The organism is Parasaccharibacter sp. TMW2.1890, from assembly GCF_023337645.1.
In the GTDB taxonomy this organism is placed as follows: Bacteria; Pseudomonadota; Alphaproteobacteria; order Acetobacterales; family Acetobacteraceae; genus Bombella; species Bombella apis.
Window position 1 is genome coordinate 88343 of sequence record NZ_NWUV01000002.1, and the last position, 26867, is coordinate 115209.

Consider the following 26867-nt stretch of genomic DNA (forward strand, 5'->3'; position numbering starts at 1 on the left):
CCTGCCCGTGTGAGACGGGGCCACTCCCTTTTTTGCGTTCAGGCTCCCTCTTCGTCCGGGACGAAATGAAGGGCCAGACCATTGGTGCAGTAACGCAGCCCCGTGGGCGGGGGGCCATCAGGGAAGACATGCCCCAGATGACCGTGACAGCCTGCGCAATGTATCTCCACCCGCACCATGCCGAGACTGCGGTCCTCACGCTCGCCCACCGCCCCGGGCACGGCCCGGAAGAAAGACGGCCAGCCTGATCCGCTCTCATATTTCGCCGTCGAGCTGAACAGCCTCTTCCCGCAGGCGGCACAGTCGTAATGACCGGGCCGTTTCTCACCATTCAGCGGGCTGGAACCCGGCGGCTCGGTTCCATGACCATGCAGGACATGCTTCTGCGCTTCACTGAGCGGCCCACAGCCACAGACGGCTGCTTTTTCAGATGTCTGGTCTTTCATCTCCACTCCTCTCCGGGGCACCATCCCGCCCCTCCGGCTGGACAGACAGCCCATTCTCCGCCACAAAAGACATACGAAAACCGATCATCGCATCTGTCCCGCATGTCCCTGTCACTCATTCCTGCCTGACTGATCTCATGCTGTCAGATGTGTTTTTCAAGCCCCATACCATCCCACCCGGAAAGGGATTCCCAGGCAGGCTCATGCTCCCGAAACGCACCAGCACATCCCTCGCCCTCTGCTGGCTGCTGCCTTGCCTGATGCTGACCTGCCTTGCCGACCAGCATCAGGCCCATGCCGCCCCAGACCAGGCCGGTACTCTGTGGGGATCAAACACGCCCATTCCCACCACGGAGGCTGGCATCCGCAAGGCACGGGCTGCACGGCGGAATCTTCAGCAGCTTCTGGCCCAGAAAGCCCAGCTGCTCCAGCAGAAGGAAGAAGAAACCCGCAAGGCTGAAGCCCAGGCGCATCTCAGTGCCCGTCAGCTGGCCCGCCTGCGCCAGAAGCAGGCCAGACTGGCCCGGCAGCACATGCTCGTGGAACGTCACCTCACAAAGGTTTCAGCTCAGCTGGACCAGCTCAGTACGGGCAATGACCAGCTGAAAGCCGAAGAAAACACCATTCTTCTGGATGAAGCCACACGTCTTCCTGCCCTCCAGCAGATGAACACCACGCCAGAACTCGCCCTTCTTATGCCACCAGACAATCCAGCCATCAGCCCTGCAGTTCCTTTTGCCCTTCTCGCCCTGCGCCACCAGCAGAACCGGGACGCCATGGCAGACAACATCCAGCGGCAGACCCATCTCCAGAGAGAGCAGATGCGGCTGACAGACCAGAGCCGTACCATCACAGCACAGGAAACCCGCCTCCAGACCAGCCAGAACGAGGCAGAAAGCCGGGCCGAGCAGGCGGCCATAAAATCGGAACAGGCCCAGCAGGCCCTGCTAAAGCAGCAGGCTCTACTGACACAGGCCCGCCAGAGCACGGAGGCCCTGACAGCCATCATCACCGTCCTGGCCCGGCAGGAAGCTGAAACACGCCGCCGCCTGCGGGCCCAGAAGGCCCGGTTCCACAAGCTGCACCAGCGCCACAAGGAACAGGAAGTGGAGCAGCAGGACCGCAGCTTCAACCCCGGCAAAGGGCTGATGCGGGGCTCTGCACGGGCCCCTGTGCAGGGGCGCATCGTCACACGCTGGGCACAGCCTACCGAGGCTGGCCCCGCCACGGGGCTGACCTACCAGACGGCTCCTTCCGCCCCTGTGACCGCCCCCTGCACGGGCCGCCTGCTCTTCAGCGGGGCCTTCCGCTCCTTCGGCCCCATGGTGATTCTGGACTGCGGGCAGAAACAGCGACTTGTTCTGGCCGGTCTTGGCACGCTCCAGCTACAGAGCGGCCAGTCCGTCCAGCAGGGGGGCGTGATCGGCCAGATGCCCACCCGGGACCCTCTCCTCTTCGTACAGCTGCGGCAGGGAACAAAGCTCATGGATCCGGCCCATTTCTTCTGAGGCCATGCTGAGTCCTGCCGGGAGTTTCACCCGTGCCGAAAACACTGTAAGCTGCCTCCATCATGTCTCCGGGCCAGGGCCCTCTCATATTGATCGCAGCGAACCGCCTGTCTTCTAAATGTTAAGGAATAGACCGACCATGAACTTCCGCACTGGCCTTATGCTGGGTCTTGCCTGTTCAGCCATGGGTGTTGCCTCTGGTGCCTTTTTTGCCAGTCGCCCGTCACTCGTCCCCCCCGCCTGGGCGCAGGAGATCACACACAAGGACAGCAACACGTCGGCCAACAGCAGCGACAGCAACAATGCTGAAACCGTCCGTATGCTGACACTGCTGGGCACGGTGATGGACATTGCCCATTCGGAATATGTCTCTCCCCTTCCCAACAAGAAGCTCATCCGCAATGCCATTGACGGAATGATCAGCAATCTGGACCCTCACTCCTCCTTCATGGATGCCCAGCAGCTCAAGGACATGCAGGATGAGATGTCCGGCCAGTTTGGTGGGCTTGGGCTACAGGTGCAGGGCGATGCCGGGCATGTACGGGTCGTCTCCCCCATTGATGGCACACCGGCTGCCAAAGCGGGCATCCAGTCCGGCGATGTCATCACCATGGTGGACAACAAGAGCATCGCCAACCTCACGCTGGATCAGGCCGTCCGCAAGATGCGGGGCAAGCCGGGAACGCAGATCACCCTGACCATCCTGCGCCCCAAAACTGGCAAGCAGCAGAACCTGACCCTGACACGGGAGATCATCCATGTGCAGATCGTCCGTTCCGCCCTCTATGGGCAGACGGGCTATATCCGCCTGAGTGAATTTGATGATTCGCTGGAAAAGGAGATGCGCAAGGCTTACGGCAAGCTGGTCCAGTCCGTCGCCAAGACGCCCGGCAAGACACTGAACGGCCTCGTGCTGGACCTCCGCTCCGACCCCGGCGGGAAGCTGGACCAGGCCATCGCCGTGGCCCGTGACTTCATCAAGGATGGAGAGATCGTCTCCATCCGTGGCCGCCACCCCGAGGGCAACCAGCATTGGGATGGTGTCGGCAAGGACATCACCCACGGCCTGCCCATCATTGTCCTGACCAACGCCGGCTCGGCCTCTGCCAGCGAGATCGTGGCCGGTGCGCTGAAGGACCATCGCCGGGCCATCATCATGGGAGACCGGACCTTCGGCAAGGGGTCCGTCCAGACGATCATCCCCATTGCCGACCAGGGGGCCATCCGGCTGACAACCGCCCGTTATTACACGCCGTCGGGCCGGTCCATCCAGGGGCTGGGCATCACGCCGGATGTGCCCGTTCTGGCCAGCCGGGATGATGACAGCCTCTTTACATACCATGAGGCCGACCTCGCCCACACCATCACCAACACGGATGGCAAACTGCCCAAGGAGGCCCCACGGACGGACCTGCCCGCTTTCGCCAAGACCGTGGAACGTCTGCCCCCTGCTAAATGGCCTGCCTTCGACCCCACGAAGCCGGAAACGGACTTCCAGCTCCAACAGGCCCTGCATTTCATCAATGCCCAGACTGGCGGGGCTGATGCAGCCCATGAGGCCGCCCTGCTCGCCCATCCACAACTGCCGCCACAGTCCCACGACACGGCCCCTGATGAGGCCAAGGACGACAGTGCAGCAAAGACGAAGAAATAAGCCCATGTCCCTGCGTGAAACACTGGCCTACCGCCCCAATGTCGGCATCGTCCTCTTCAATGGGAAAGGCGAAATCTTCATGGCCCGCCGTGCGGACCTGCCGGGGGACATCTGGCAGTTTCCGCAGGGCGGCATTGATGAGGGCGAAGAGCCGGAACAGGCCGTCTGGCGGGAAATGAAAGAAGAGATTGGCACAAACAACGCCACCATGATCGGTAAGCGGGATGGCTGGTTTCTCTACGACCTGCCGGACCACCTTATCGGCAAGGCCCTGCACGGGAAGTATCGGGGGCAGAAACAGCAGTGGTTCCTCTTCCGCTTCACCGGCCAGGACAGCGACATCAGGTTGGACACGTTTGAGGAAATCGAGTTCACCACATGGCGTTGGGTGCCACCGGAGGATGTCCTGAGCGGCAGGTACAATCTGGGCTTCAAGAAGGACGTCTACGAACGGCTCCTGCCCGACATTCTTGCCATCTACCGGGCGGCGTCCAGAGCCTGAGCCTTCACCAGCCGGGCGTAAAGTCCGGCCCTGGCCATGAGCTGGGCATGGGTGCCCGTCTCGACAATCTGGCCCTGATCCAGAACCACGATGTGATCGGCACTCTGTACGGTGGAAAGCCGATGCGCCACGATGAGCGTCGTCCGCCCCTGCCGAAGCTGGGCCAGAGCCTCCTGCACACGGGCTTCATTCTCTGAATCCAGCGCACTCGTGGCCTCATCCAGCAGCAGCAGGCGGGGGTTACGCAGCAGGGCACGGGCCAGCATGATGCGCTGCCTCTGTCCACCCGAGAGCCTCTGCCCACCGGGACCGATGATGGTTTCCAGCCCTTCCGGCAGATCATGCACGAAATCCAGTGCCGCCATCCGGCAGAGTGCCTCCACCTCCTCCCGTGTCGCAGAAGGACGGCCAAGATGGATGTTCTCCCGCACGCTCATGTCGAACAGGGCCGTTTCCTGACTGACATAGGCCAGATGATCCCGCAGGCTGGCCAGCGTGAGGGACCGTATGTCCACCCCCTCCAGCGTGATCGTCCCTTCCGTCACGTCAAAAAGACGGGGGATCAGGGCCAGCATGGTAGATTTCCCCGCCCCGCTCGGCCCGACCAGAGCCACGCTCTGCCCCGGCCTCACATCCAGAGATATATTTTTCAGGGCATGATGCCCATCCTGAAAACGATAGGATACATCCCTGAACACAAGGTGCCCCGGCCCTTCCGGCAGGGGCCGGGCCTCCGGCTGTTCCTGCACGCTGGCCGGTTCATCAATCACGGCAAAAATGCGTCCCAGCCCGGCCAGTCCTTCCTGCATGGAGGTGTTGAGCGACCCCAGGGCACGCAGAGGACGTGAGGCCGCAAACAGGGCGGCAATGAAGGCCGTGAAGTCCCCCAGCGTGGCCCCGCCCGTGGCGGCACGCCAGCCCGCAAACCCCAGCACGAAAGCGATCGCCACACCACCGATGACCTCCAGCATCGGGTCCAGACGGGCACGGTTGCTGGCAATACGGAAGAACATGTCATGCAGCCTGTCGAGAGCCGAACCGATGCGGTGATGCTCATGCTCCTCCATCCGGTAGATGCGTATCTGCCGGGACAGGGAGAAGCTTTCCGTCAGCAGGGCCGAGGCTTCCCCGACCTGCTCCTGCATCCCGCCGGAGGCCCGGCGCACCCGCCGCCCGAGCTTCTGCACGGGAATGATGGCCAGAGGATACAGCACGACCGCAATCAGGCTCAGTTCCCAGTCCGTCCAGATCATGGAGGCGACAAGCCCGATGATGGTGATGACGTCCCCCAGCGCATTGACCGAACGTGTCAGGGCTTCCCTCATGGCGAGGGCATCCGTGGTGAAGCGTGCCGCCCAGCGGGCGGGAGCCTCTCTTTCAATCCGGGCCACATCCGCCTTCAGGGCATGGGTGAACATGCGTTCCTGAAGACGCCGCACGACCTGAAGGACCAGTGCCTGCACGCAGACATTCTGCCCATACTGGGCCAGAGCCTTGGCCCCCGTCACGACCACAACCAGCAGGGGAATCTGATACAGGATGCGGGGATCATGTGCCGTGAACATGTCGATCGCCCGCTTGATGACAAGCGGATAGGCCGCCGTCAGCAAGGCCATGACGACCGTCAGCACGAACACGGCCAGCAGCATGAGCCGGTGCCGGGCAATGTCCTCCCGCCAGAGCCTCCGCATCAGGGGGAAGGTTGCCTCATACGCTGCCCTGTCCGCAGGGTGCCTGCCTGTCTGCTGTGTCATGCAGACCTTCTAGCAGCCCCCTCAGGAAGGGGAAAGCTGGTGGCTCACCCAGTCCCGACATGCCCCGGCATCGGGACGGCAACCCTGTGTGAGCCACCAGTGCTGCGTCTGTTTCAGCCACCGCCCCATTTCCGGCCCCGGTTTCACACCCAGAGCAATCAGGTCCCGCCCCGCCAGAGGAAAAACGGGCTGCTCCACGGTTTCCAGCCGGTGCCGCAACTCATTCCAGCTCCCATCAGGCCGTCCCAGCTCCTGCGCCTGCACCAGCCAGCTTCGCAGCAGCAGGATGGACCTGTCCTGCTGGAAAAGAACCCGCCGGATGTCGTCATCATCCAGCGTGACCGCCAGTTCCGGCCCGTATCTGGCAAAAGCGGCCAGCATGTTCCGGCTCTCATTGGAGAGTTTCAGATGGGCACCAACATCCGCCATGCCCTGCCCGTCCCCTCCGCCGGGTGGATACAGGACGGCAAGACGATGCAGCGGCTCGGCAGGATCACCACAGGCCAGAAGACGCTCCAGACCAGACAGGGGCGCATGATGCGGCAGCAGCACGGCAAGGGTGCCCGTTTCCTCCATCAGTTCCAGCGTTCGCAGAAGCTGCGGGCCTGACAGGATTTTCAGCAGCTCCATCGCCACACGCTCGACTGAAAGACGGGTCATCGTCTCCCGCAGGCGGATGATGGCCTGACAGGCCTCGCCATCCGGTTCGCCACGGCCATAACGGGCAAAAAAGCGGAAAAACCGCAGGCACCGCAGGGCATCCTCCTCGATGCGCCGTGCCGCCTGCCCGACAAACCGTACCTTCCCGGCCCGGAGATCATCCAGTCCGCCGAAATAATCATGCAGCTGCCCATCCTGATCCAGCGACATGGCGTTGATCGTGAAGTCCCGCCGCTGCGCATCTTCCTCCCAGTCATCCGTCCAGGCGACGACAGCATGGCGGCCATCGGTACTGACATCACGCCGCAGGGTGGTGATTTCATAAGGGTGATGGTCAATCACCGCCGTGATGGTTCCATGCTCAAGGCCGGTCGGTATCACCCTGGCACCGACCTCTTCCAGCCGCCGCTGGGCTTCTCCCGGTGGAACCGGGCTGGCCAGGTCAAGATCATGCACGTCGCGACCACAGAGCAGGTCCCGCACGCAGCCTCCCACCAGCCGGGCCTCCGGCAGGGCCTGCCAGATACGGGCCAGCCCGGCGTGACCGGGCACATCGGACAGGGCTGCCAGAAGGGCGGCCGGAGATGGTGTCCTGATGGTCACACGCACAGCTCCTCAAGGTCGTCCACGGTCTCATCCGGCAGGCGGGAAAGCGGGAAGAACATCCCGTGGCTCCAGACTCCCATGCAGGGTTCACCCCCCACGCAGCCCGGAACGGCCAGAGCCGCCAGCTCGAAAAGGACCGCCCGGCTGATGCGGGCCAGAATGGGCTGCCCGCCTGCTCCGGTCCTCATGTGGATGTAGGGCACGGTCGCTCCATCAGCCGGGCGGTCCCAGTCACACAGAAGGGGATGCTCCGCATCCACACAGAAAACCTCATCCAGATTGGTCCGCAGGCACAATGTCTGCGTCTTTTCCGAACAGCCTCTGAAATCCAGCTCCACCGCCAGAAAGGGAACGTCATCCACCTGTATGACGCCAGCCTCGGTCGGCGTCCGCAGCCAGTAACGTCCCTGGCGGTCCCGGTCGAGGCAGGAGGCGAACAGGCAGAGCATGGCCTTGCGCCGGATGGGCGTCCCCCGGTACAGCCATGTCCCGTCCCGCCGGATATGGAAAGGCAGGTGCAGGACCATCTCGTCCTCGGACATCACGGCCTCATCCGGCCCCTCCAGCGGGGGCACCGGTCTCTCATAAGGCTTGATGCTCATGATCTCCTCCCTTTCCGTCCTTCCATCACGATGGACCTGCATGATGGTGTGCCACTTTCCTGCGACCCTCTCTTTTTAAAAGGGCCTCTTACATGGTAGCTTACCGCCTGCCCCAGAGTTGGGAATGATCCCGGCCTGTTAAAACCCCCTACCCTCTGTTTCCGAATCTGTAATGACCCAGCATCCTTCTGCCTCCGGCCCGACATCCTCCCCCCAGGACAGGGCGTTCCACCATGATGACACGGTCCGTGCCTTTGATGGGCTGGCCCCCAGGCTGAAAACGCTCGTACAGGAAATTGGCCGAATCGTCCTCGGGCAGGAAACGGTCATCGAGCATGTCCTCACAACCCTGCTGGGGGGGGGCCATGCGCTGCTGCTCGGGGCGCCGGGGCTGGGGAAGACGCTGCTGGTCAATACCTGCGCCCATGTTCTGGGGTTGGAAGACAGCCGCATCCAGTTCACGCCAGACCTCATGCCCTCCGACATCACCGGGGCGGAAATCCTGGAGCAGGATGAACAGGGCAGGCGCCATTTCCGCTTCCTGCCCGGCCCCCTCTTCGGGCAGCTGGTGCTGGCGGACGAGATCAACCGCGCCAGCCCCCGCACCCAGTCCGCCCTGCTTCAGGCCATGGCAGAAGGGCACGTCACGCAGGGTGGCAAAACATGGCCCCTGCCCAAGCCATTTCATGTTCTGGCCACCCAGAACCCCATCGAGCAGGAAGGAACCTACCCCCTGCCAGAAGCCCAGCTTGACCGTTTCATGATGCGCATTCCGCTGGATTTTCCGGCACGGGAGGCCGAGCGCCGGATGCTGCTCCAGACCACGGGGGCCACGAAACGGAAGGCTGAACGCATATTTTCCACCGCAGAGCTTCTGGCCACCCAGAAACTCGTCCGCACGCTGCCGGTCGGGGAAACGGTCGTGGAAGCCATCCTGACCATTGTCCGGGGCCTGCGGCCACAGGATGAAACAGCCAGTGCCGAGGTCCGTCAGTCACTGGATTACGGCCCCGGCCCCCGTGCTGCCCAGGCCCTGATGATTGCCAGCCGGGCACGGGCCATGCTGCATGGCCGTCTCTCCCCCTCGATGGAAGATGTCCGTGTGCTGGCCGAGCCTGTTCTGGCTCACCGCCTGGGCATCAGCTTCGCCGCCCAGACGCAGGGTGTGGATGCCCGGCAGCTCATTGCCGCCCAGCTGAAGCGCCTCGGCTAGGCCGGGCTCCCAGGCGGTTCCCAGAGTACGGACATGGCCAGCTCACCCTCCTTCTTCCAGCGGTTTTTTGGCACTCGCAAAGGGCGTGATGCCGCCCCGCAGCCTGTCTCCCTGCCGGAGCTGGTTCTCTCAGCCCGAGGGCTGGCAAAGCAGCTGCGCAGTGGCCCTCACGGCAACCGCAGAGCCGGGGACGGACATGAATTCTGGCAGTTCCGTCCCCATCAGCCAACAGAACCAGCCTCCCTGATCGACTGGAAACAGTCTGCCCGCTCGCCGGAACCAAACCTGCTCTGGGTTCGGGAGCGGGAGCAGCATGCCCCCCGGCCACTTTTCATCTGGGTTGACCCCTCTGCCTCCATGCGCTGGCGATCTGCCAACAGCCTGCCCAGCAAACATGACACCGCTCTGGCTGATGCCCTGGCCCTTGGCCAGGCAGCCCTGCTGGGCGGTGAGGATGTGGGCATTCCTGGCTTCCGGTCCCGTTTTTCCGGTCATCAGGCCTTGCCCCGTCTCGCCCATGCTCTCATGCAGCTTCCTCCCCGTGACGATACTGGCAGGGATGCGGTCCTGCCCAGCCTGACAGCTGTTCCCCCTCATGCAGCTCTGCTGCTCGTCAGTGACTTCCTTTGGAAGGAGGCCACCATGCAGCATTGCCTGGCGCCGCTGGCCACCCATCCCGGCCGCATCGCCCTGCTGGCCGTGCTGGACCCACAGGAGCATCGCCTGCCCTTCAGCGGGTCTGTCCAGTTTACCAGCTGCGAGGCTGAACCGGACCTGACACTCCCGGCCACGGAGAACCTGCATGAGGCCTATCAGGCCCGATTGACCGAACATTTCAGCCAGCTTGAAAAGATCGGAAAGGGACAGGCGCCCTTCTTCCGCCTCCATGTCACCGACCATCCTGCCCTGCCTGTCCTGGCGGACTGCCACACCTTCCTGCGGGGGCGGGCATGATCCTTCTCTCCCCTTACCTGCTGCTGTTCCTGCTCCTCCTGCCTGCCCTGTGGTGGCTGGTCCGGGCCATTCCTCCCCACCCCCGGCAACAGCGTTTCCCCTCTCTCATCCTGCTCCGCAGGCTCTCGCCTGTCCGGCAGGATGCCGCACGCACGCCGCTCTGGCTCCTGCTCCTGCGCATGGTTGCCCTAGCTCTGCTCGTTCTGGCCTTTGCCCGGCCACTCCATTTCCCCGGACAGGACCAGCAGACCCCGCAGAAACTGGTTCTCATTCTGGATGATGACTGGGCGGCCACCCCACACTGGGATGACCGCAGGAAAAATGCCCTCGCTCTGGGAGAAGCCACACTCCGCTCCGGCGGGCGGGTGACCCTGCTGCTGAACACGCCAGAGGCGGACGGCCACATGCCTCGCCCCTTCCAGCCCGGTGACCGCACTGCCCTGCAACAGTTTCTTGCCGGTCTGTCCCCCCACACATGGCCTGGGGACCGGCAGACCCTCGCCCGCCAGCTTCAGGCGCTCGCCCCGGACCTGCATGGAGCAACGGTCATCGCACTTTCCAATGGCCTGGCACAGCCGGGGGATGAGGCCCTGCGTGCCGCCCTTCAGCCTGCCCACCGGACCGAAGATGTACGCTGGCCCCGCTGCGACCTCATCCGTCTTTCCATCCGGCAGGAAAGCCAGCTGACGGCACAGGCGGAAACACTCCCCGACTGCCCGGAGCAGACACGCCGCCTGCTGGGCATGACGCTGGAAAAAGACGGACATTTCGCCGTCCTGGCCGATACGCCACTTCCCACCGGAACCTGGCGTACCCTGCCTGACCCGGACCATTTCGATGCCTTCAGCCTGCCATCCGTTTCCGGTCCGGCGGGCATGGTGCTTCTACCCGGCAGGACGGACCAGCACCGGGTTGGCCTTCTGCACATCAATGGTGATGATGCACCGCTGACAGGTAGCGGCTTCTACCTGACCCGTGCCCTGCAGGCTGTCATCCCCTATCAGGAGGGCACTGTGGACAGTCTCCTGCCCCGCCACCCGGACATCATCATCGCCACGGATGGCACGCTCTCCGATGCGGGGCTGAGCGACATACTCGGCTGGGTCCGCAAAGGAGGCATCCTGATCCGCTTCGCAGGGCCGGAACTGGCCCGCCAGAGCCAGCAGACCATGAAAGACGATGACGCTGCTCTTCTGCCCGTGCCCCTCCTCTCCGGCATGAGGCAACTGGGGGGCCCCATGTCGTGGGGCAGCCCGCAGAAACTGGCTCCCTTCCCGGCAGACACCCCTTTCGCCGGGCTGACCATCCCCGAAGACGCCACCGTATCCCGTCAACTTCTGGCCCAGCCCACGGGTGACCTGTCCCGGCATGTCTGGGCCACGCTGACCGATGGCACCCCCCTCGTAACTGCCCGGCAGGAAGGCGGCGGCCTGATCGTCTTCTTCCACATCACCCCGACGGCAGACTGGTCCAGCCTGCCACTCTCCGGCCTTTTCCCCCAGATGATGGAACGTCTCATCACCCGTACTCCCATCATGCAGACAAAGACAGGCACCAATCACACCACCTCGGACGCCCTGGCGCCATGGCGGGTCCTGACTCTCGACAAGACCCTCGTACCGCCATCCCCCGCCATCCGCCCGCTGCCCAGCACGACAGAACAGCCTGTCGATGCCCTCCATCAGGCCGGATTCTACGGAGGGGCTGCCCAGCATCACCCACTCAATCTGGCAGACCATCAGCCCCCTATGGCAGATGAAGCCGCTCTCGGTCCGATCAGGGCAGCAGGGCAGGCCACGCCAGAACAGCCCCTCTGGCCACCCCTCATGCTGCTGGCCCTCGGGCTGATCCTGCTGGACCTCTACCTCTCCCTCGGTCGGGCCGGACTGTTCCGCATGGCCCGCAACGCCACTCTTTCCCTGGGAGCCGGGCTGCTCATCGTGACGCAGTTGCAGGCCGCTACGACGGGGCAACCAGCCTCGGCCCCGCAGGCTCCTGTTCCTCCTGCAGCTCTGGCCATCCGTCTGGCCCATATCCAGACCGGTAACGCAGACACGGATGAGGCAGTCCAACAGGGGCTTGAAGGGCTGACGCACTTCCTCAACCAGCGCAGCACCACACATCTGGACAGTCCCGTAGGGGTCGTGCCGGGACAGGATGATCTGGCCTTCTATCCTCTCCTCTACTGGCCTGTCATACCCGGCACCCATCTGGATCCAGCCGGGAAAACAGCGCTTGCCCATTACCTCCAGCACAATGGCATGATCCTGATTGATGAGATGGGCGCAGGCAGCGCCATGGACGGTACGGATGGCCAGGCTACCCGCACCGCCCTCAGACAGGCCATGGAGGGACTGCCCATCCCACCGCTTGCCAGACTGACCGACCAGCACACCCTCTCCCATACCTTCTATCTGCTGCACGATTTTCCCGGTCGCATTGCTGGACAGCCCGTCTATGTCGCCCGGCAGGGAAACAATGATGACAGCGAAACCGTAAGCCCTGTCATCATCGGCAATGCAGACTGGGCCCATGCCTGGGCCATTGACCAGAATGGGGAGCACCCTTTCGCCGTCATTCCTGATGGCGAAAATCAGCGGACACTGGCCTACCGCTTTGGTTTCAACACCATCATCTATGCCCTTACCGGCAACTACAAGAACGACCAGCGCCATTATCCAGAGATGCTGAAACGTCTCAGGAACGGGGATGATGACGGCCCTGATGACGCTGATGAAAGTGAGGCTCCATGACGGACGCCCTGTCTTCCATCATCTGGGCACCATTCCTGCCCCCTTGGCTGCTTGCAGCACTGGCGGGCCTATGCCTGCTCCCTGGTCTCTATGGTGCCCTGCGCGGAAGGCGGGATGTCCTCTGGCGGGTGGGTGCCATCCTGCTGGGGCTGCTCTGGCTGGCCAACCCCCGGCAGATACACCCCCACATGCAGACCCAGCCACAGGATGCCCTCCTCGTGGTGGATGTTTCCCCTTCCATGGACATCGGGCAACGGAAAGCCCTCGTCCAACAGGCTCGTGCCCAACTGCTGCACCAGGGCCGGGCACTGCATGACCTGACAATCCATGAGCTGGAAGTTTCTGGCGGGCATGGCCAGGGCACACGCCTTTTCGACGCCATGGACCATGCCGCCCTCTCCCTGAACAATCCGGCAGGCATCTTCCTGCTCACGGACGGAATGGATCACGACATTCCCGACCAGCTTCCCCCGTCCCTCAAGGACATGACAGGCCGCATCATTCCCCTGCATCTCCTGCTTTCCGCCAGAGGGGAGGAAACGGACCGGCGGCTGCGGGTTCTCAGTGCCCCCCCTTATGTCATCATCGGCCAGACGGCCCATATCCGTGTTCAGGTCGATGATCTGGGAACGCCTGGCGGGCAGCCTGTCGATATTCTGGACCATGGCCCTGACGGCCAGACGAACATCCTCGCCCATACGAAGAGCGGCCAGCCCGTGGAGCTGGATGTCCCCGTCACCCATGCCGGGCTTACCCTGAAGGAACTCACGGCCTCCCCCCTGCCGGGTGAAGCTTCCCTGCGGAACAACAGTACCATCATCCAGCTTCAGGGCGTACGGGACAGGTTGCGTGTCCTGCTTGTTTCCGGTGTACCCAATCAGGGGGCCCGTGTCTGGCGCACCCTGCTGAAGGCCGATCCATCTGTTGATCTGGTCCACTTCACCATTCTGCGATCCCCCGATACGGAAGATGATACCCCCCTCTCCGACCTCGCCCTGATCCCTTTCCCCACGCATGAGCTTTTTGCCCAAAAGATCAACAGCTTCGACCTCATCATTCTGGATGGCTTCCGCAACCAGAACATTCTGCCGGAGAGTTATCTGGAAAATATTGCCCGCTATGTCCGCAAGGGCGGTGGGCTGCTTGTGGTTGGTGGGCCGGAAATGACACAGCCGGGCACATTGCAGGATACACCTGTCGGCGCCATCCTCCCTGCCCATGTCCCCTCTGAACAGGGTATCATGACACAGCCCTTCTCCCCCAGACGGACCGCCCTCGGGCTATCCCATCCCGTCACGCAGGCCCTGCCGGAACAGGGCCCCTGGGGCAAAGAATGGGGCCCATGGTACAGGGCACTCCGTACGGACCAGACGCAGGGCCGTACCCTTCTGGCCACACCTTCAGGGGCACCGCTGCTGGTGCTGGACCAGAAGGGACAGGGGCGTGTGGCCATGCTTCTCTCAGACCAGATCTGGCTCTGGTCCCGTGGAGAAAAAGGTGGAGGACCACAGGCCGAACTGCTGCGCCGCCTCTCACACTGGCTGATGAAGGAGCCGGAACTGGAAGAAAACCAGCTGGACGCCCATATCGAGCAGGGGCAGCTGCATGTCAGCCGCACCAGTCTGGCTCCTCTGGCCAATGTTCAGGCTGACATCATCGACCCGGATGGCCATCATGCTGTCCTTCCCCTCTCCCCCGTGCCGGGGCGTGACGGTATCTGGACAGGCAGCCTGCCCCTGCCATCACGGCCTGAGCAGAATGGCCGGATATGGACCGTCCAGCAGGGCGGGCTGAGCACAACCGTGGCCCTGCCTGAAACCAACCCGCTGGAAGACCAGGACCTGCGCAGTACCGCCACAAGGATGGCCTCCCTCGTAAACCGCTCCGGTGGTGGCCTGTTCTGGCTCGGAACAGGGACCATCCCGGAGATCAGACAGGTCGCCGAAGGCCATCCCCTGCATGGAACAGGCTGGGCAGGGCTGCCCCTGCATCAGTCGGCCCTTGCAGCGGGCGGATCCAGCACGGCTTTTCTGCCAGGATGGCTGGCCCTCATCCTCATTCTTGCCATGATGGGCCTTGGCTGGTGGCGTGAAGGACGGTAAAACGGCAGCAGGCCATGCTGTGGTGCCGTCACCCTGTGAAATTGACAGGCCCTGCCACTGCCTGACATGATGCCTGCGGCCTGTCCCCCGTAGCTGGTAGAAAAGAAAGCACTGTTCCCGATCATGCGTCCATTGAGTTCATTCCTGCCCCGTCTCGCTTTCGCCATCGGTCTTTCGGCTGCCTCCGTTGTGGTTCTGCCACACCGGGCCCATGCCCAATCCGCCGATGAAGCCGAGGCTGAGCAGGAAGCCATGGATGCCCAGAAACAGGCCGAGGCCCGCAAGGATGCACGACGTGCGGCGCCACCTTCTGCCCTGCCCGGCGCAGAGACGGACAGCGGCGACAACAGCCATGCCCGGATGGACATCAACCCGACAGCCGCCCTGTTTGATGCCATCAACCGTGGGTCACTCATCGGCGCCAAAGAGGCCCTCAGCCGTGGTGCTGACATCAATGCCCGCAACGTGCTGGAGCAGACGCCTCTGGACCTCGCCATAGACCTTGGCCGCAATGACATCATGTTCCAGCTGCTTTCCCTGCGGACCTACAACCCCGATGGCAAGCTCATCACCAGCGCCACGCATGATGAGAGCAGCAGCCATGTTACCGTCAATGGCCAGGCCAGCCTTGCCGCACGTGCTCCTGCGCCTGTTGTGGAAAATCCGGGCCAGCCCGTCCCCTCGGTCGGCTTTCTGGGCTTCGGGGGGCCGGCAGCCCCTCCGGCACGGACTGGAACAGCCCATGCCCCACAGCGCAGGCCCCACGCTATCGTGCATCGCACATCCCATCCGCAGAAAGCTCCAGCCCCTCGGACTGCGCCCTGAGCCTCTTCCTTTGTTTTCACAAAGCATGACTGATCATGAAAAAAGCCCTTCCCGTGGTCTGACGGAAAGGGCTTTTTTCATGGCAGCTGCCGGATGGTCACGGTGAAGCCATTAGCGGCAGAGCGCTATAATAGATGATGGAAATGCCCGCCAGACAGATGAGAAAAATCAGCAGGTCCCAACAGAAACAGACAAAAGCGGACTTCTTCTGCGGGCGCATGATGATGAAATGAAACAGAATGGCAAAAACCAAAGCTATGACGGCAATGACCAGCCCGGTATGTGTCTCCAGAAAATCCATGCGTCGTCCCTCCCCTTCACATCTCTGAAAAGCCGTTTTTCAGGCAGTTCGGCGCAGCAGATGTGTCTCCTGCCGCAATGTATCAATGGACAGGAACTGCCCGTCCCGTTCAAAATACCAGAATGTCCAGCCATTGCAGGAGGCCGCATTGGTCAGCAGGGCCCCCAGCTTGTGAATGGATCCCCGATGCTGGCCGGATACCAGCGTTCCATCCGGTGAGACACGAGCCTTCAGCCGCTTCTGGCGATCATATACCACCGTACCGGCGGGCAGACTGCCATTCTCCACGAAAGACCCGAATGGAATGCGGGGCATCTCCCGTTTGGCCGGAGTGATCTCCAGCTGGTCTGCTGGCAGAACTTCCACCCGCTCCAGCCGGGCTTCTGCTGCCTTGATGTAATCCGGATGCCTCTCAATGGCGAGATAACGGCGCCCCAGCTTTTTGGCCACGGCTGGGGTAGTCCCTGTCCCGCAGAACGGGTCCAGCACCACATCATCTTCTACCGTTGCGGCCAGCAGGGTCCGGTGCAGCAGACTTTCCGGCTTCTGGGTCGGGTGCAGCTTCAGCCCGTGATCATTTTTCAGCCGTTCATTCCCCGTGCAGAGAGGCAGGTACCAGTCCGACCGCATCTGAAGGTCCTCATTGAGTGCCTTCATCGCCTGATAGTTGAAACGGTATTTGCTCTCCGGCCCCCGGGCAGCCCAGATCAGCGTTTCATGGGCATTGGTAAAGCGACGCCCCCGGAAGTTGGGCATGGGGTTCGACTTGCGCCAGATGATGTCATTAAGAATCCAGAACCCCAGGTCCTGCATGATCGCACCAAGACGGAAAATATTGTGATAGGAGCCGATCACCCAGATGGTTCCGTCCTTGTGCAGCAGACGGCGTGCCTCACCCAGCCAGGCACGGGTAAATTCATCATAAGCCTCATAGCCCGTGAATTTGTCCCAGTCATCATCCACGCCATCCACCACGCTCTCATCCGGGCGACGAAGCTCTCCCCGCAACTGAAGGTTGTAGGGAGGGTCAGCAAACACGCAGTTCACGCTGGCATCCGGAAGTGTCTTCATCACCTCCACACATTCCCCGCGTAAAATCCTGTTCAGGGGCATATCCGCTTTCATGCTGCGTGAACCTTTGCTGCGATCATCTGTCTCACAGGGGCAAAACTGCGCCTGTGATGGAGGGTTATCCCCTCTTCTTTCAGTCCCGTCAGATGATGTGCCGTGCCATAACCAGCATTCCGGTCCCAACCATAATTACCATGGCGCATGGCGAGACGGGTCATCAGCCTGTCCCGCACGACCTTCGCCAGGATGGAAGCTGCCGCAATGGACAAACTCCGGCTGTCACCCTTGACGACCGTCTCCACACGGCAAGGCAGGGATGGTGCCCTGTTGCCATCAATCAGGGCAACGGCGGGCCATTCTCCCAACGCCTCGGCCAGACGGACCATGGCCCGCCGCATGGCCAGATGGCAGGCCTGACCAATATTCAGCCGATCAATCTCCGGGACGGATGCCGCACCAAGAGCCGCACAGACCGTATCATCCTCCAACAGAGCGGCATAAGCCTTCTCCCGGCGGCGGGCCGTCAGCTTCTTTGAGTCATCCAGCAGTCCGGACAGCAGAGGAGATGGTGGCGCACGGAACACAACCGCAGCCGCCACGACCGGCCCAGCCAGAGGGCCACGGCCGACCTCGTCCACACCGGCTACAAGCCCGTCATACTGTTCTTCCAGGCTGTAATCCGGCATCGGGTCCTTCTTCCACTCGCCTCACACGGCACATCATCAACGTGAGGCCGATTCTGAATCACTCCGAGTCGAAAGGAAAGACCTTTTTTGAAATAAAATGAGTCAATAGGAAAAATTATGCCCTGCTGGCCGGACAGACAGAAGCCGTCTGGCCATCAGAGCTCCACATGCCCGTTCTGGTCCGGACTTCCATCAGAAGATGCCCCGGACCCTCCATCACCATGAGACGCCTGACCATCCTGCCGGGGAAGCTCACGAGGGGACGAAGCAACCGGTTTTTCTGCCTGTTTCAGCTTCAGGAGCGGTTCAAAACCCGGTGGAGGATTGGAGAGAAGAATTCCGGCTTCCAGGAAGCCCAGGAAAAGGCAGGCAGCAAACAGCCCCACCCCACGGCGCAGCACTTTCATGCGGCACCAGAAATAACCCGGCAAGAACAGCCACCACCAGAAAGAAGGAGGTTTCACCCCAGCCCGGGCCAAGGTCTGGCGGTCCTTTATCAGCGTCAGAAACAGGATGACGTAAATACAGACACCCGTTACCGGCCGGTCCGGCGTGACCGCCCAATGTGTCCGCTGCCCGACAACGAGAAGAAGAAGGTCAACCAGCCCGGGAACCAGCATCAACCAGGCCCAGACGGACGACACCGCTCCCGCCACTCCTTCGTCCCGTGTGGATGACCGCCCACCCACGGTGACAAACAGCCGCACACCGGCGGAAGGCGACACAAGCCCAGCCTTGCTGGCCGGACGCCACTCATTCCCGAAACCCGGATGCCAGACGAGGGTTTGCGGCCGAATATGACGATGAATGATCAGCCGCACCATCTCGCTCTGCGATACTGGCCCAACCTCCCGACCATCCCGTTCGTAATACCAGTGCATGAACCCTCTCCGGCCTCCTGTTCCCTGCTTCAGCCACGCTTCCTGAAGAAGAGGCGTCCGATCACCAGCCCAACAAGGGAAACGATCCCCAGGGCAACGAAAGGACGCTCCTGAATGAAAGCGGCTACAGCCTCCAGGCGGCTTTCATTGGCATCGTAGAGATCCGCAAATTCATGTTTGGCACGACCACCCAGCTGGTCAATCTTCCCACCGGCCTGCATGGCAGCATCACCAGAGATCGCACCGACCGTGTCCTTCAGCCGACCTTTGGCTTCCTGCACGAAACCCTCGGCCTTCATCGACGTTGTATCAACCATTCCATCGCTCCCAATCAGCGCCATGCATTTCCATGCACCGTTTCACCTGTGGGCCCCAGTGCACTGCATGACGGGGCCACCCCGCAGATATGTAACCCTCATGGATTTTCTTCAAGAGGGGGACAGCCGTCCTCCCCCCTCAGGAGGAAGGTATTTTTGTGACTGCCGAATGTTTAGGTGCAATTCTGGCCAAGCATCTTTAATATGCGCCGGACTTTCTGACATAATGTCGATGATGTGCATGTCATGCACCGTTTCCCCAGCCTACAGGAGTGCCCTGCGACCATGAGCGCCGCCCCAGCTTCAGAAACCCGGCAGTCCGGCAGGGGGAAAAAATGGTGGATCATCGGGGCTGCCCTGGTCGCCATCCTGCTTTTCCTTGTCCTGCGTCCTCATGCCGGTGGTGGGCAGACCACCATGGCCCATGGCGACGTCGCCCAGGCCGTAGCCGTGGAGGCTGCCCACCGGGCCGATGTGCCGGTCATTCTCCAGCTGCTCGGTACGGTTGTCCCCATCACCAACGTCACCATCACACCCCGTGTCAGCGGGCACATACTGGCGGTCTATTATCAGGAAGGGCAGCACGTCCACCGTGGGGATGAGCTGGAACTGATCGACCCCCGCCCCTATGAGGCCACGCTGCACCAGTACATGGGCACCCTGGCCGCCGACCGTGCGCAGCTGGCCAAGGCCCGTGTGGACAATGCCCGCTACCAGAAGCTGATAAAGCAGAACTCCACATCGGCCATGCTGGCACAGGACCAGGCCTTCACCGTCCAGCAGCTTGAAGGGCAGGTCGCTTTTGACGAGGCCAATGTCCGCAATGCCGCACTGAATGTCCTGTACTGTCACATCGTCGCCCCGGTGGATGGCCGGGTGGGTATCCGTGCCCTGGATGCCGGCAACTATGTCACGGTCGGGCAATCCGGCGGGCTGACAACCCTGACCCAGATGCAGCCCATTTCCGTCATCTTCACCCTGCCGCAGAACAGCCTGCCGGATGTGCAGGACCAGCTGAACAGCCATCCCAGCCTGACCGTAGAAGCCTGGAGCAGCGACAACACCCGCCGCCTCGCTACCGGGACGGTCAATGCGCTGGACAGCCAGATTGATACGGCTACGGGGACCGTACGCCTGCGCGGCATCTTCCCCAACGAAACGGAGCGGCTTTTCCCCAATGAGTTCGTCAATGCCCATCTCCTCGTCCAGACATTGAAAGACGCCCTCGTCGTGCCCGGCAATGCCATACAGACAGGCCCTGACGGTGCCTTTGTCTATGCCGTACAGCAGGACATGACCGTGGCCATCCGCCTCGTGAAGACAGGCTATAGCGATGACCACCATACCGTCATTCTTTCCGGTCTCCAGGAAGGAGACCAGGTCGTGACAGATGGCGTCAACCATCTGCGCCCTGGCAGCAGGGTCACCATTGCTGCCGGGCCCGGTTCCTCACCGAACCCTGCCACCACCCAACCGCACTGATGCCTGCAAGGATGCCCACGCCCCTCTCCTGCCCGCCGACCGGAAGCCCGAGCCCGTGAATCCCTCGCGCATCTTCATCGAACGTCCCGTTGCCACCAGCCTGCTCATGCTGGCCATCATGCTGGCCGGTGTGCTGGGGTACCACTTCCTGCCCATCTCGGCCCTGCCGGAAGTGGAATATCCCACCATCACGGTCTCCACCTTCTATCCCGGTGCCAGCCCGGACGTGATGAGCACCTCCATCACCGCCCCGCTGGAAACACAGCTGGGACAGATGGCCGGGCTGGACCAGATGACCTCACAGTCCTCCGGCGGCGCCTCCGTCATCACGTTGCGCTTCGGGCTGAACATGAAGATGGACATTGCCGAGCAGGAAGTGCAGGCCGCCATCAACAATGTCGGCTCCCTGCTGCCCAGCGACCTGCCTGCACCCCCCATCTATGCCAAGGTCAACCCGGCGGACACGCCTGTCATGACGCTGGGCATCACCTCCCGCATCATGCCGCTGCCGGAGGTGGAGGATTACGTCAACACACGGCTTGTCCAGAAGATCAGCCAGATTTCCGGCGTCGGGCTGGTGACGCTCTCTGGAGGCAACCGCAAGGCCTACCGGGTGCAGATCAATGTTCCAAAGCTGACCTCCTACGGCATTGCACTGGATACGGTCCGGACCATCATCGGCACAGTCAACGTCAACTCTCCGACAGGGACCTTCGATGGTCCCCAGCACGCCACCTCCCTGCGGATTGACGGGCAGATACAGTCTGTCGAACAGCTGATGGACCAGGTCATCGCCTATCAGAACAATGGGCCCATCCGCCTCCGTGATGTCGGGCGCGTGGTGGAGGGCGCAGAAAACAGCCAGCTTGCCGCCTGGGCCAACAGGACACCGGCTCTCATCCTCAACATCCAGCGGCAGCCCGGTGCCAATGTCATTGCCGTGGCGGACAATGTGCTGGCCATCCTCCCCCGCCTGAAACAGGAACTGCCACCGGGCATCGACATCATCCCCCTGACCGACCGCACGACCACCATCCGGGCGTCCGTCAAGGATGTGGGGTTCGAGCTTGTTCTGGCCATGCTGCTCGTCGTGGGGGTCATCTTCGTCTTTCTCTGCAATGTTCCGGCCACCATCATTCCGGGTCTCTCCGTCCCCCTCTCGCTGATCGGCACCCTGTCGGCGATGTACATGCTGGGCTTCTCGCTGGACAATCTGTCCCTCATGTCCCTCACCATCGCCTCCGGCTTTGTGGTGGATGATGCCATCGTGGTCATCGAGAACATTTCCCGCTTCGTGGAGGCTGGGGACGACCGCTACACTGCGGCCCTGAAGGGCGCAAAGGAAATCGGTTTCACCATCATCTCCCTGACCGTCTCCCTGATCGCCGTCCTCATTCCCCTGCTCTTCATGAGTGACGTGGTAGGCCGTCTCTTCCACGAATTCGCCATGACGCTGGCCATCACCATCACCATCTCGGCCCTGGTCTCCATCACGCTCGTGCCCATGATGTGCGCCCGGATGCTGAGCGAGCATGGCCCCACCAGACATGGCCATACCCGCCGTGAAGGTCGCCTGGCCATGTTCGCCCGAAAAACCGGCCAGATGATGGACTGGTGCATCCGCCATTATGACCATGCTCTCGGCATCGTCCTGCGGCACCAGCCCCTGACACTGCTCACCACGCTCGCCAGCCTCATCATGACCGGCCTGCTGGCCTGGTCCATCCCGAAAGGCTTTTTCCCCCCGCAGGATACGGGAGTGATCCAGGGTATTTCCATCATGCCAGCCAACATCTCTTTTGAAGGCATGAAGAAAAAGCAGGCCGAACTGGGAGCGCTCCTCCTCCAGAACCCGGATATTGTCAGCCTCTCCTCCTTCATCGGGATTGACGGCCAGAACATGACACTCAATTCCGGCCGTTTCCTCATCAATCTCAAGCCCAAAGAGATGCGGACCCACTCACTGGCAGAGATACAGGCCGGACTGGAAAAAGCCGCCACGGCCCTGCCGGGAGTTCACCTTTATACCCAACCCGTACAGGACCTCTCACTGGAATCATCCGTTTCGGCCATGCAGTACCAGTTCCTGCTGGAAACACCCGATTATGATGACTTCTCCCTCTGGGTGCCCCGCTTCCTTGATGCGCTGAAACATGAACCCTCTCTGGGAGGGGTCACCTCCGACCTTCAGGCGGATGGTCTGACCGCCATGCTGACGCTGGACCGGACCAACGGTGCCCGCTACTCCATCACCCCGCAGACGGTTGACAACCTGCTCTATGACAGTTTCGGCCAGCGGCAGGTGTCCACAATCTACACGCAGTCCAACCAGTACCGCGTGATTCTGGAGACAGACCCACGCTTCCAGAAACATGAAAGCAGCCTCTCCCAGCTCTATCTGCCCGGCATCTCTTCGGAGGCCGGAGGCAGCACGAGCGGCCCCAGCCGCCAGCCCACATCGGGACTGGTCCCGCTCCTCCAGGTCACGAGCCTTTCCCGCATCGTGTCTCCCCTGCTCATCACCCATTACGGGCAGTTCCCCGCCACGACGATCTCCTTCAATGTCGCACCGCATCATGCGCTGGGGGAGGCCACGACAGCCATTGACCATATCCGCCAGAAGATAGGCCTGCCCGCCACATTCCAGACAGCCTTCCAGGGGACAGCAGCCGCCTTCCGGAATTCCCTGACCAATGAGCTGGGGCTGGTCGTTGCTGCCATCGTGGCCGTTTATATCGTGCTGGGTGTGCTGTATGAGAGCTTCATCCACCCCGTGACGATCCTTTCGACCCTGCCCTCGGCGGCCATCGGTGCCCTGCTCGGGCTGTACGCATTCGGTATGCCGCTGGACATCATGGGCATCATCGGCATCGTGCTGCTCATCGGCATCGTGAAGAAGAACGCCATCATGATGATCGACTTCGCCCTCCAGGCCGAACGTCAGGACGGGCTGGCACCTCCCGAAGCCATACGCCAGGCCGCCCTGCTGCGCTTCCGCCCCATCCTCATGACAACCCTTGCTGCCCTCTTTGGGGCGCTGCCATTACTTCTCAGTGTCGGGACAGGGGCGGAGCTGCGCCGCCCACTGGGCGTGGCCATCGTCTTCGGGCTGATGCTGTCCCAGCTTCTCACCCTTTTCACCACACCTGTCATCTATCTCTTCATGAACCAGTGCAGCCTGAGGGTGAAGCGCTTCTTCCGGACCTCAGCCGATGACAGCGGCCTGCCTGCCGATACACCGTGAGTCTGATCCGCCTCTTCGTCACCCGGCCTGTCGGCACCATCCTCATGACACTGGCCATGTTCCTTGCAGGCTGCATCGGCTATGTGAACCTGCCTGTCTCCGACCTGCCTGATGTCGATTTTCCGGTTGTCATGGTCATTGCCAACCAGCCGGGCGGGTCTCCCTCCGAAATCGCCAGCACGATTGCCGAACCACTGGAGCGCCACCTTGGCGCCATCGCTGGAATCCGGGAGATCACCTCCCAGTCCACCGTGAACCAGACCCGGATTCTTCTCCAGTTCGATCTGTCCCGGGACATTGACGGGGCTGCCCGGGATGTACAGTCCGCCCTGCGGGCCGCCCGGCAGGACCTGCCCACCACCCTGCGCAGCGACCCGAGCTACATGAAGGCCAACGCAAACGGGCCGCCCATCATGGTCCTTTCGTTGACTTCACCCACCCGCACGCCGCAGCAGCTCTATGATTTTGCCAACAATGTCATCATGCCCGGCCTCAGCCAGGTCGAAGGGGTAGGCAATGTGGACATCCATGGCAGTGCGCTGCCTGCTGTCCGGGTGGAAATCAACCCCCTGCGCCTCTTCCGTTACGGCATCGGCTTTGAGGACATCCGGGCCGCCCTGACCTCCGCCAACGCCCATACACCAAAGGGCTTCATAGAGCTTCAGGGGCAGCGCCTCATCCTTGCCACCAACGACCAGGCCACGAAAGCAGGTGCCTACCGGTCTCTCATCATCGCCTACCGCAACGGCCAGCCTGTGCGTCTCTCCGACGTGGCTGATGTCGTGGACAGTGCAGAGGACCTCCGACAGGCCGGTTATGTCAACGGTGAGCCGGACATCATCTGTACCGTCTATCCCCAGAGCGGGGCCAATGTCATCAGAACAACCGATGGACTGAAAGCCCGCCTGCCCCAGCTGCGCACGGCCCTGCCGGGCAATACGAAACTGGACCTCCAGCTGGACAGGTCCATCACCATCCGGGCCTCTCTGGCCGATACGCAGCGCACGCTCATCCTGTCCGTCATTCTGGTCGTGTTCGTGGTGCTGCTCTTCCTGCGGGACGGTATTGCCGTCCTCATCCCGGCCATTACTGTTCCCGCCTCCATCGTCACCACATTCGCCCTGATGGATCTCCTTGGTTATCAGCTCGACATCATGTCGCTCATGGCCCTGACTATCGTGACCGGCTTTGTGGTGGATGATGCCATCGTCGTGCTGGAAAACATCACCCGCCACCGGGAAATGGGCAAGACAGCCCAGCAGGCTGCCATAGAAGGCACCGGAGAAGTCATTTTCACCGTCATTTCCATCACACTGTCGCTGATCGTCGTGTTTGTGCCCATCCTGCTCATGGAAGGGGTATCCGGCCTGTTCTTCCACGAATTTGCCATGACGATCATTCTGGCACTCTGCGTCTCCATGCTGCTCTCCCTCAGCCTGACCCCCATGCTCGGGGCCCTGCTGCTCGCCCCGGGGGACAGATACCGCCCCAGTCTGGTCCGGCGAGGCCTGCGCTGGTGTGGGGCCAGGCTGGATGATGGCTTCCGGATGCTGACAGCAGGCTACATGAGGTCACTCCATGCCATCATGCGCCATCCCGTACCCGTACTGCTCTCCCTGCCTCTCAGCCTGCTGCTGGCAGGCTGGCTCTTCGTCATCCTGCCGAAGGAACTGTTTCCCCAGCAGGATGAAAGCATGCTCATGGGACGGCTGGTAGCTGACCAGGACATTTCCTTCCATGCCTTGCAGGCCCTGACCATCCGGGTGGAAAAGCGGCTGGCAAAGGACCCGGATGTCGTCAGTGTCATTGGGGGGCCGGGCAAGCGTTCCGCCAACTCCGTGAATCTCTTCGTCACGCTGAAGCCAAAAGCCGAACGGAACGATGATATTTCCGCCACGGTCAGCCGGCTGAATCACATATTCCGACACAGGGCCGGTTTTTCCATCAGGTTGCGCCTGCCCAGCATGATCGGCGGGGGGGCACGATCAACAGACGGCGCTTATCAATACAGCCTTCAGGGCGACTCTGCGGAGGAGCTGTATCAATGGACACCCCGGGTCGTGACGGCGCTCTCCCACCTGCCCATGCTCTCGGACGTGACCTCCGACGTGGAGGAAGGTGGCCGTGGCATCACGCTGGCCATCAACCGGGACATGGAAGCCCGCTACAGCATCACACCACAGCTTGTCAGCAACGCCCTGTACGACGCCTTTGGCCAGCGGGCTGCCTCCATCATCTATGAGCCCCTCAACCAGTACCGTGTCATCATGGAAGCTGCGCCCGTTTTCTGGGCCGATCCCGCTTTTCTGGAACAGATGCGTGTCAGTATTACAGGGGGAACGGCCAACGGGGCCTATGCGTCCAACAACATCCGTGTCCGGGCCAGCAGCCGCCCTGCCACCATGTCGCAGAGCCAACTTTCCTATCTGAATTCCGTGGCCAATGCTCTGGCCGGTGGCCGATCAGCCTCCAATGGTTCGGCTGTTACCACCAGCAGCGAAACCATGGTCCCCCTGCCATTGCTCGGACCGCTGAAAGCAGTCAATGCGCCGCTTGCTGTCAACCATCAAGGCCAATTTGTCGCCACGACCATCTCCTTCAATCTGGCACCGGGGGCCAGCCTGGGACCCGCCATACAGGCGGTGGAAGACACCATGGTCCGCCTTCACCTTCCCCACACCATACAGGGGGGATTCACCGGCAACGCCGCCAGTCTGAAAAAATCCGTCAGCCGGGAGCCACTCCTGATCCTCACAGCACTGGTAGCCGTCTATGTCGTGCTGGGCATCCTGTATGAAAGCCTGATCCACCCACTCACGATTCTCTCCACACTGCCTTCTGCCGGTGTGGGGGCTCTGTTGACCGTTGATCTGTTCGGGCAGCCTTTTTCACTTCTGACCCTGATCGGCGTCATTCTGCTCATCGGCATCGTCAAGAAAAATGCCATCATGCTGATCGACTTTGCCACCCATGCCCGCCATCAGGGCAAGACGGCAGAGGAAGCCATTCTCACAGCCAGCCATCTGCGTTTCCGCCCTATCCTCATGACAACGGCAGCCGCTGCCCTCGGAGCCGTTCCACTGCTTGTCGGTGGTGATTATGGCAGTGAAATGCGCCAGCCCCTTGGCCTCGCCATCCTGGGGGGGCTCTGCCTCAGCCAGCTTCTGACACTCTATACGACACCACTTGTCTATCTGTCACTCGACCGGCTGAGCCACAGGGTGCAGCGTTCACTCTTCAGGAAACATACATGACGTAATCTGCCCTCCGTATTGGAAAAACAAAAATCTCCTCCAATACGCCATG

20 protein-coding genes are annotated in these 26867 nt (G+C 61.8%); 11 read left to right on the plus strand and 9 right to left on the minus strand.

Annotation, left to right across the window (positions count from 1 at the left end; genetic code table 11):
- Positions 1 to 38 precede the first annotated feature (38 nt).
- Positions 39 to 446 (minus strand): peptide-methionine (R)-S-oxide reductase MsrB, encoded by a 408-nt coding sequence (gene msrB / locus CPA54_RS05160; protein WP_043557880.1) that lies wholly within the window; start codon positions 444 to 446, stop codon positions 39 to 41.
- Positions 447 to 649: 203 nt separating this feature from the next.
- On the opposite strand from msrB, the gene CPA54_RS05165 reads away from it, so the two are divergent.
- From CPA54_RS05165 to CPA54_RS05175, 3 genes are all read left to right on the plus strand, one after another.
- Positions 650 to 1954, plus strand: coding sequence for a murein hydrolase activator EnvC (locus CPA54_RS05165; RefSeq protein ID WP_166651576.1), 1305 nt, complete (start codon positions 650 to 652; stop codon positions 1952 to 1954).
- 139 nt (positions 1955 to 2093) lie between these two features.
- Positions 2094 to 3608 (plus strand): S41 family peptidase, encoded by a 1515-nt coding sequence (locus tag CPA54_RS05170; RefSeq protein ID WP_249085767.1) that lies wholly within the window; start codon positions 2094 to 2096, stop codon positions 3606 to 3608.
- Between the two features lie 4 nt (positions 3609 to 3612).
- Positions 3613 to 4110, plus strand: coding sequence for an RNA pyrophosphohydrolase (locus CPA54_RS05175; RefSeq protein WP_043557878.1), 498 nt, complete (start codon positions 3613 to 3615; stop codon positions 4108 to 4110).
- Here CPA54_RS05175 and CPA54_RS05180 read toward each other — a convergent pair.
- Genes CPA54_RS05180 through CPA54_RS05190 form a run of 3 tightly spaced genes read right to left on the minus strand, consistent with a single transcriptional unit; the run spans position 4086 to position 7672 of the window.
- Positions 4086 to 5864, minus strand: coding sequence for an ABC transporter ATP-binding protein (locus tag CPA54_RS05180; protein ID WP_081562866.1), 1779 nt, complete (start codon positions 5862 to 5864; stop codon positions 4086 to 4088). The two genes, CPA54_RS05175 and CPA54_RS05180, sit on opposite strands and share 25 nt — an antisense overlap.
- Positions 5865 to 5885: 21 nt before the next feature.
- Positions 5886 to 7127, minus strand: a complete 1242-nt coding sequence (locus CPA54_RS05185; RefSeq protein ID WP_249085769.1) for a CCA tRNA nucleotidyltransferase — start codon at positions 7125 to 7127, stop codon at positions 5886 to 5888.
- Positions 7124 to 7672: a DUF1285 domain-containing protein gene (locus CPA54_RS05190; protein WP_086442113.1), complete on the minus strand. Its 549-nt coding sequence runs from the start codon at positions 7670 to 7672 to the stop codon at positions 7124 to 7126. The genes CPA54_RS05185 and CPA54_RS05190 overlap by 4 nt, the downstream gene beginning before the upstream one ends.
- A gap of 232 nt (positions 7673 to 7904) precedes the next feature.
- On the opposite strand from CPA54_RS05190, the gene CPA54_RS05195 reads away from it, so the two are divergent.
- The 5 genes from CPA54_RS05195 (at position 7905) to CPA54_RS05215 (ending at position 15579) form a co-directional block, all read left to right on the plus strand.
- Complete coding sequence (locus CPA54_RS05195) at positions 7905 to 8945, plus strand: MoxR family ATPase (protein WP_052348866.1); 1041 nt, start codon at positions 7905 to 7907, stop codon at positions 8943 to 8945.
- 33 nt (positions 8946 to 8978) lie between these two features.
- Positions 8979 to 9899, plus strand: coding sequence for a DUF58 domain-containing protein (locus CPA54_RS05200; RefSeq protein WP_249085771.1), 921 nt, complete (start codon positions 8979 to 8981; stop codon positions 9897 to 9899).
- Entirely contained in the window at positions 9896 to 12652 is a 2757-nt protein-coding gene (locus CPA54_RS05205) for a DUF4159 domain-containing protein (RefSeq protein WP_249085773.1), read from the plus strand. Before CPA54_RS05200 ends, CPA54_RS05205 begins: the two co-directional genes overlap by 4 nt.
- On the plus strand, positions 12649 to 14754 hold the full coding sequence (locus CPA54_RS05210; protein WP_249085775.1) for a glutamine amidotransferase: 2106 nt from the start codon (positions 12649 to 12651) through the stop codon (positions 14752 to 14754). Before CPA54_RS05205 ends, CPA54_RS05210 begins: the two co-directional genes overlap by 4 nt.
- 123 nt (positions 14755 to 14877) lie before the next feature.
- Complete coding sequence (locus CPA54_RS05215; protein ID WP_249085777.1) at positions 14878 to 15579, plus strand: ankyrin repeat domain-containing protein; 702 nt, start codon at positions 14878 to 14880, stop codon at positions 15577 to 15579.
- 97 nt (positions 15580 to 15676) lie between these two features.
- Here CPA54_RS05215 and CPA54_RS05220 read toward each other — a convergent pair whose 3' ends face one another.
- The 5 genes from CPA54_RS05220 to CPA54_RS05240 form a co-directional block, all read right to left on the minus strand.
- Positions 15677 to 15880, minus strand: coding sequence for a hypothetical protein (locus CPA54_RS05220; protein WP_249085779.1), 204 nt, complete (start codon positions 15878 to 15880; stop codon positions 15677 to 15679).
- 39 nt (positions 15881 to 15919) lie between these two features.
- Positions 15920 to 17005 (minus strand): DNA methyltransferase, encoded by a 1086-nt coding sequence (locus CPA54_RS05225; RefSeq protein WP_043557870.1) that lies wholly within the window; start codon positions 17003 to 17005, stop codon positions 15920 to 15922.
- Positions 17002 to 17637, minus strand: a complete 636-nt coding sequence (locus CPA54_RS05230; protein WP_081562861.1) for a ribonuclease HII — start codon at positions 17635 to 17637, stop codon at positions 17002 to 17004. Before CPA54_RS05230 ends, CPA54_RS05225 begins: the two co-directional genes overlap by 4 nt.
- Before the next feature lie 155 nt (positions 17638 to 17792).
- Positions 17793 to 18518, minus strand: coding sequence for a DUF4339 domain-containing protein (locus CPA54_RS05235; protein WP_086431261.1), 726 nt, complete (start codon positions 18516 to 18518; stop codon positions 17793 to 17795).
- Positions 18519 to 18547: 29 nt separating this feature from the next.
- Positions 18548 to 18859 (minus strand): CsbD family protein, encoded by a 312-nt coding sequence (locus tag CPA54_RS05240; protein ID WP_227449673.1) that lies wholly within the window; start codon positions 18857 to 18859, stop codon positions 18548 to 18550.
- 261 nt (positions 18860 to 19120) lie between these two features.
- On the opposite strand from CPA54_RS05240, the gene CPA54_RS05245 reads away from it, so the two are divergent.
- Genes CPA54_RS05245 through CPA54_RS05255 form a run of 3 tightly spaced genes read left to right on the plus strand, consistent with a single transcriptional unit; the run spans position 19121 to position 26815 of the window.
- Positions 19121 to 20317 carry an efflux RND transporter periplasmic adaptor subunit gene (locus tag CPA54_RS05245; RefSeq protein ID WP_081562859.1) on the plus strand — a complete coding sequence of 399 codons (1197 nt, stop codon included), beginning with the start codon at positions 19121 to 19123 and terminating at the stop codon, positions 20315 to 20317.
- 55 nt (positions 20318 to 20372) lie between these two features.
- Entirely contained in the window at positions 20373 to 23561 is a 3189-nt protein-coding gene (locus CPA54_RS05250) for an efflux RND transporter permease subunit (protein WP_284438451.1), read from the plus strand.
- Positions 23558 to 26815: an efflux RND transporter permease subunit gene (locus CPA54_RS05255; RefSeq protein ID WP_249085781.1), complete on the plus strand. Its 3258-nt coding sequence runs from the start codon at positions 23558 to 23560 to the stop codon at positions 26813 to 26815. The genes CPA54_RS05250 and CPA54_RS05255 overlap by 4 nt, the downstream gene beginning before the upstream one ends.
- Positions 26816 to 26867: the final 52 nt, after the last annotated feature.

Coding starts and splice junctions, on each gene's coding strand:
- CPA54_RS05195 (WP_052348866.1), top strand. CDS start 7,905: ATGACCCAGCATCCTTCTGCCTCCGGCCCGACATCCTCCCCCCAGGAC.
- CPA54_RS05235 (WP_086431261.1), bottom strand. CDS start 18,518: ATGCACTGGTATTACGAACGGGATGGTCGGGAGGTTGGGCCAGTATCG.
- CPA54_RS05245 (WP_081562859.1), top strand. CDS start 19,121: ATGAGCGCCGCCCCAGCTTCAGAAACCCGGCAGTCCGGCAGGGGGAAA.
- CPA54_RS05190 (WP_086442113.1), bottom strand. CDS start 7,672: ATGTCCGAGGACGAGATGGTCCTGCACCTGCCTTTCCATATCCGGCGG.
- CPA54_RS05165 (WP_166651576.1), top strand. CDS start 650: ATGCTCCCGAAACGCACCAGCACATCCCTCGCCCTCTGCTGGCTGCTG.
- CPA54_RS05210 (WP_249085775.1), top strand. CDS start 12,649: ATGACGGACGCCCTGTCTTCCATCATCTGGGCACCATTCCTGCCCCCT.
- CPA54_RS05180 (WP_081562866.1), bottom strand. CDS start 5,864: ATGACACAGCAGACAGGCAGGCACCCTGCGGACAGGGCAGCGTATGAG.
- CPA54_RS05170 (WP_249085767.1), top strand. CDS start 2,094: ATGAACTTCCGCACTGGCCTTATGCTGGGTCTTGCCTGTTCAGCCATG.
- CPA54_RS05230 (WP_081562861.1), bottom strand. CDS start 17,637: ATGCCGGATTACAGCCTGGAAGAACAGTATGACGGGCTTGTAGCCGGT.
- CPA54_RS05215 (WP_249085777.1), top strand. CDS start 14,878: ATGCGTCCATTGAGTTCATTCCTGCCCCGTCTCGCTTTCGCCATCGGT.
- CPA54_RS05240 (WP_227449673.1), bottom strand. CDS start 18,859: ATGGCGCTGATTGGGAGCGATGGAATGGTTGATACAACGTCGATGAAG.
- CPA54_RS05205 (WP_249085773.1), top strand. CDS start 9,896: ATGATCCTTCTCTCCCCTTACCTGCTGCTGTTCCTGCTCCTCCTGCCT.
- CPA54_RS05200 (WP_249085771.1), top strand. CDS start 8,979: ATGGCCAGCTCACCCTCCTTCTTCCAGCGGTTTTTTGGCACTCGCAAA.
- CPA54_RS05220 (WP_249085779.1), bottom strand. CDS start 15,880: ATGGATTTTCTGGAGACACATACCGGGCTGGTCATTGCCGTCATAGCT.
- msrB (WP_043557880.1), bottom strand. CDS start 446: ATGAAAGACCAGACATCTGAAAAAGCAGCCGTCTGTGGCTGTGGGCCG.
- CPA54_RS05225 (WP_043557870.1), bottom strand. CDS start 17,005: ATGAAAGCGGATATGCCCCTGAACAGGATTTTACGCGGGGAATGTGTG.
- CPA54_RS05175 (WP_043557878.1), top strand. CDS start 3,613: ATGTCCCTGCGTGAAACACTGGCCTACCGCCCCAATGTCGGCATCGTC.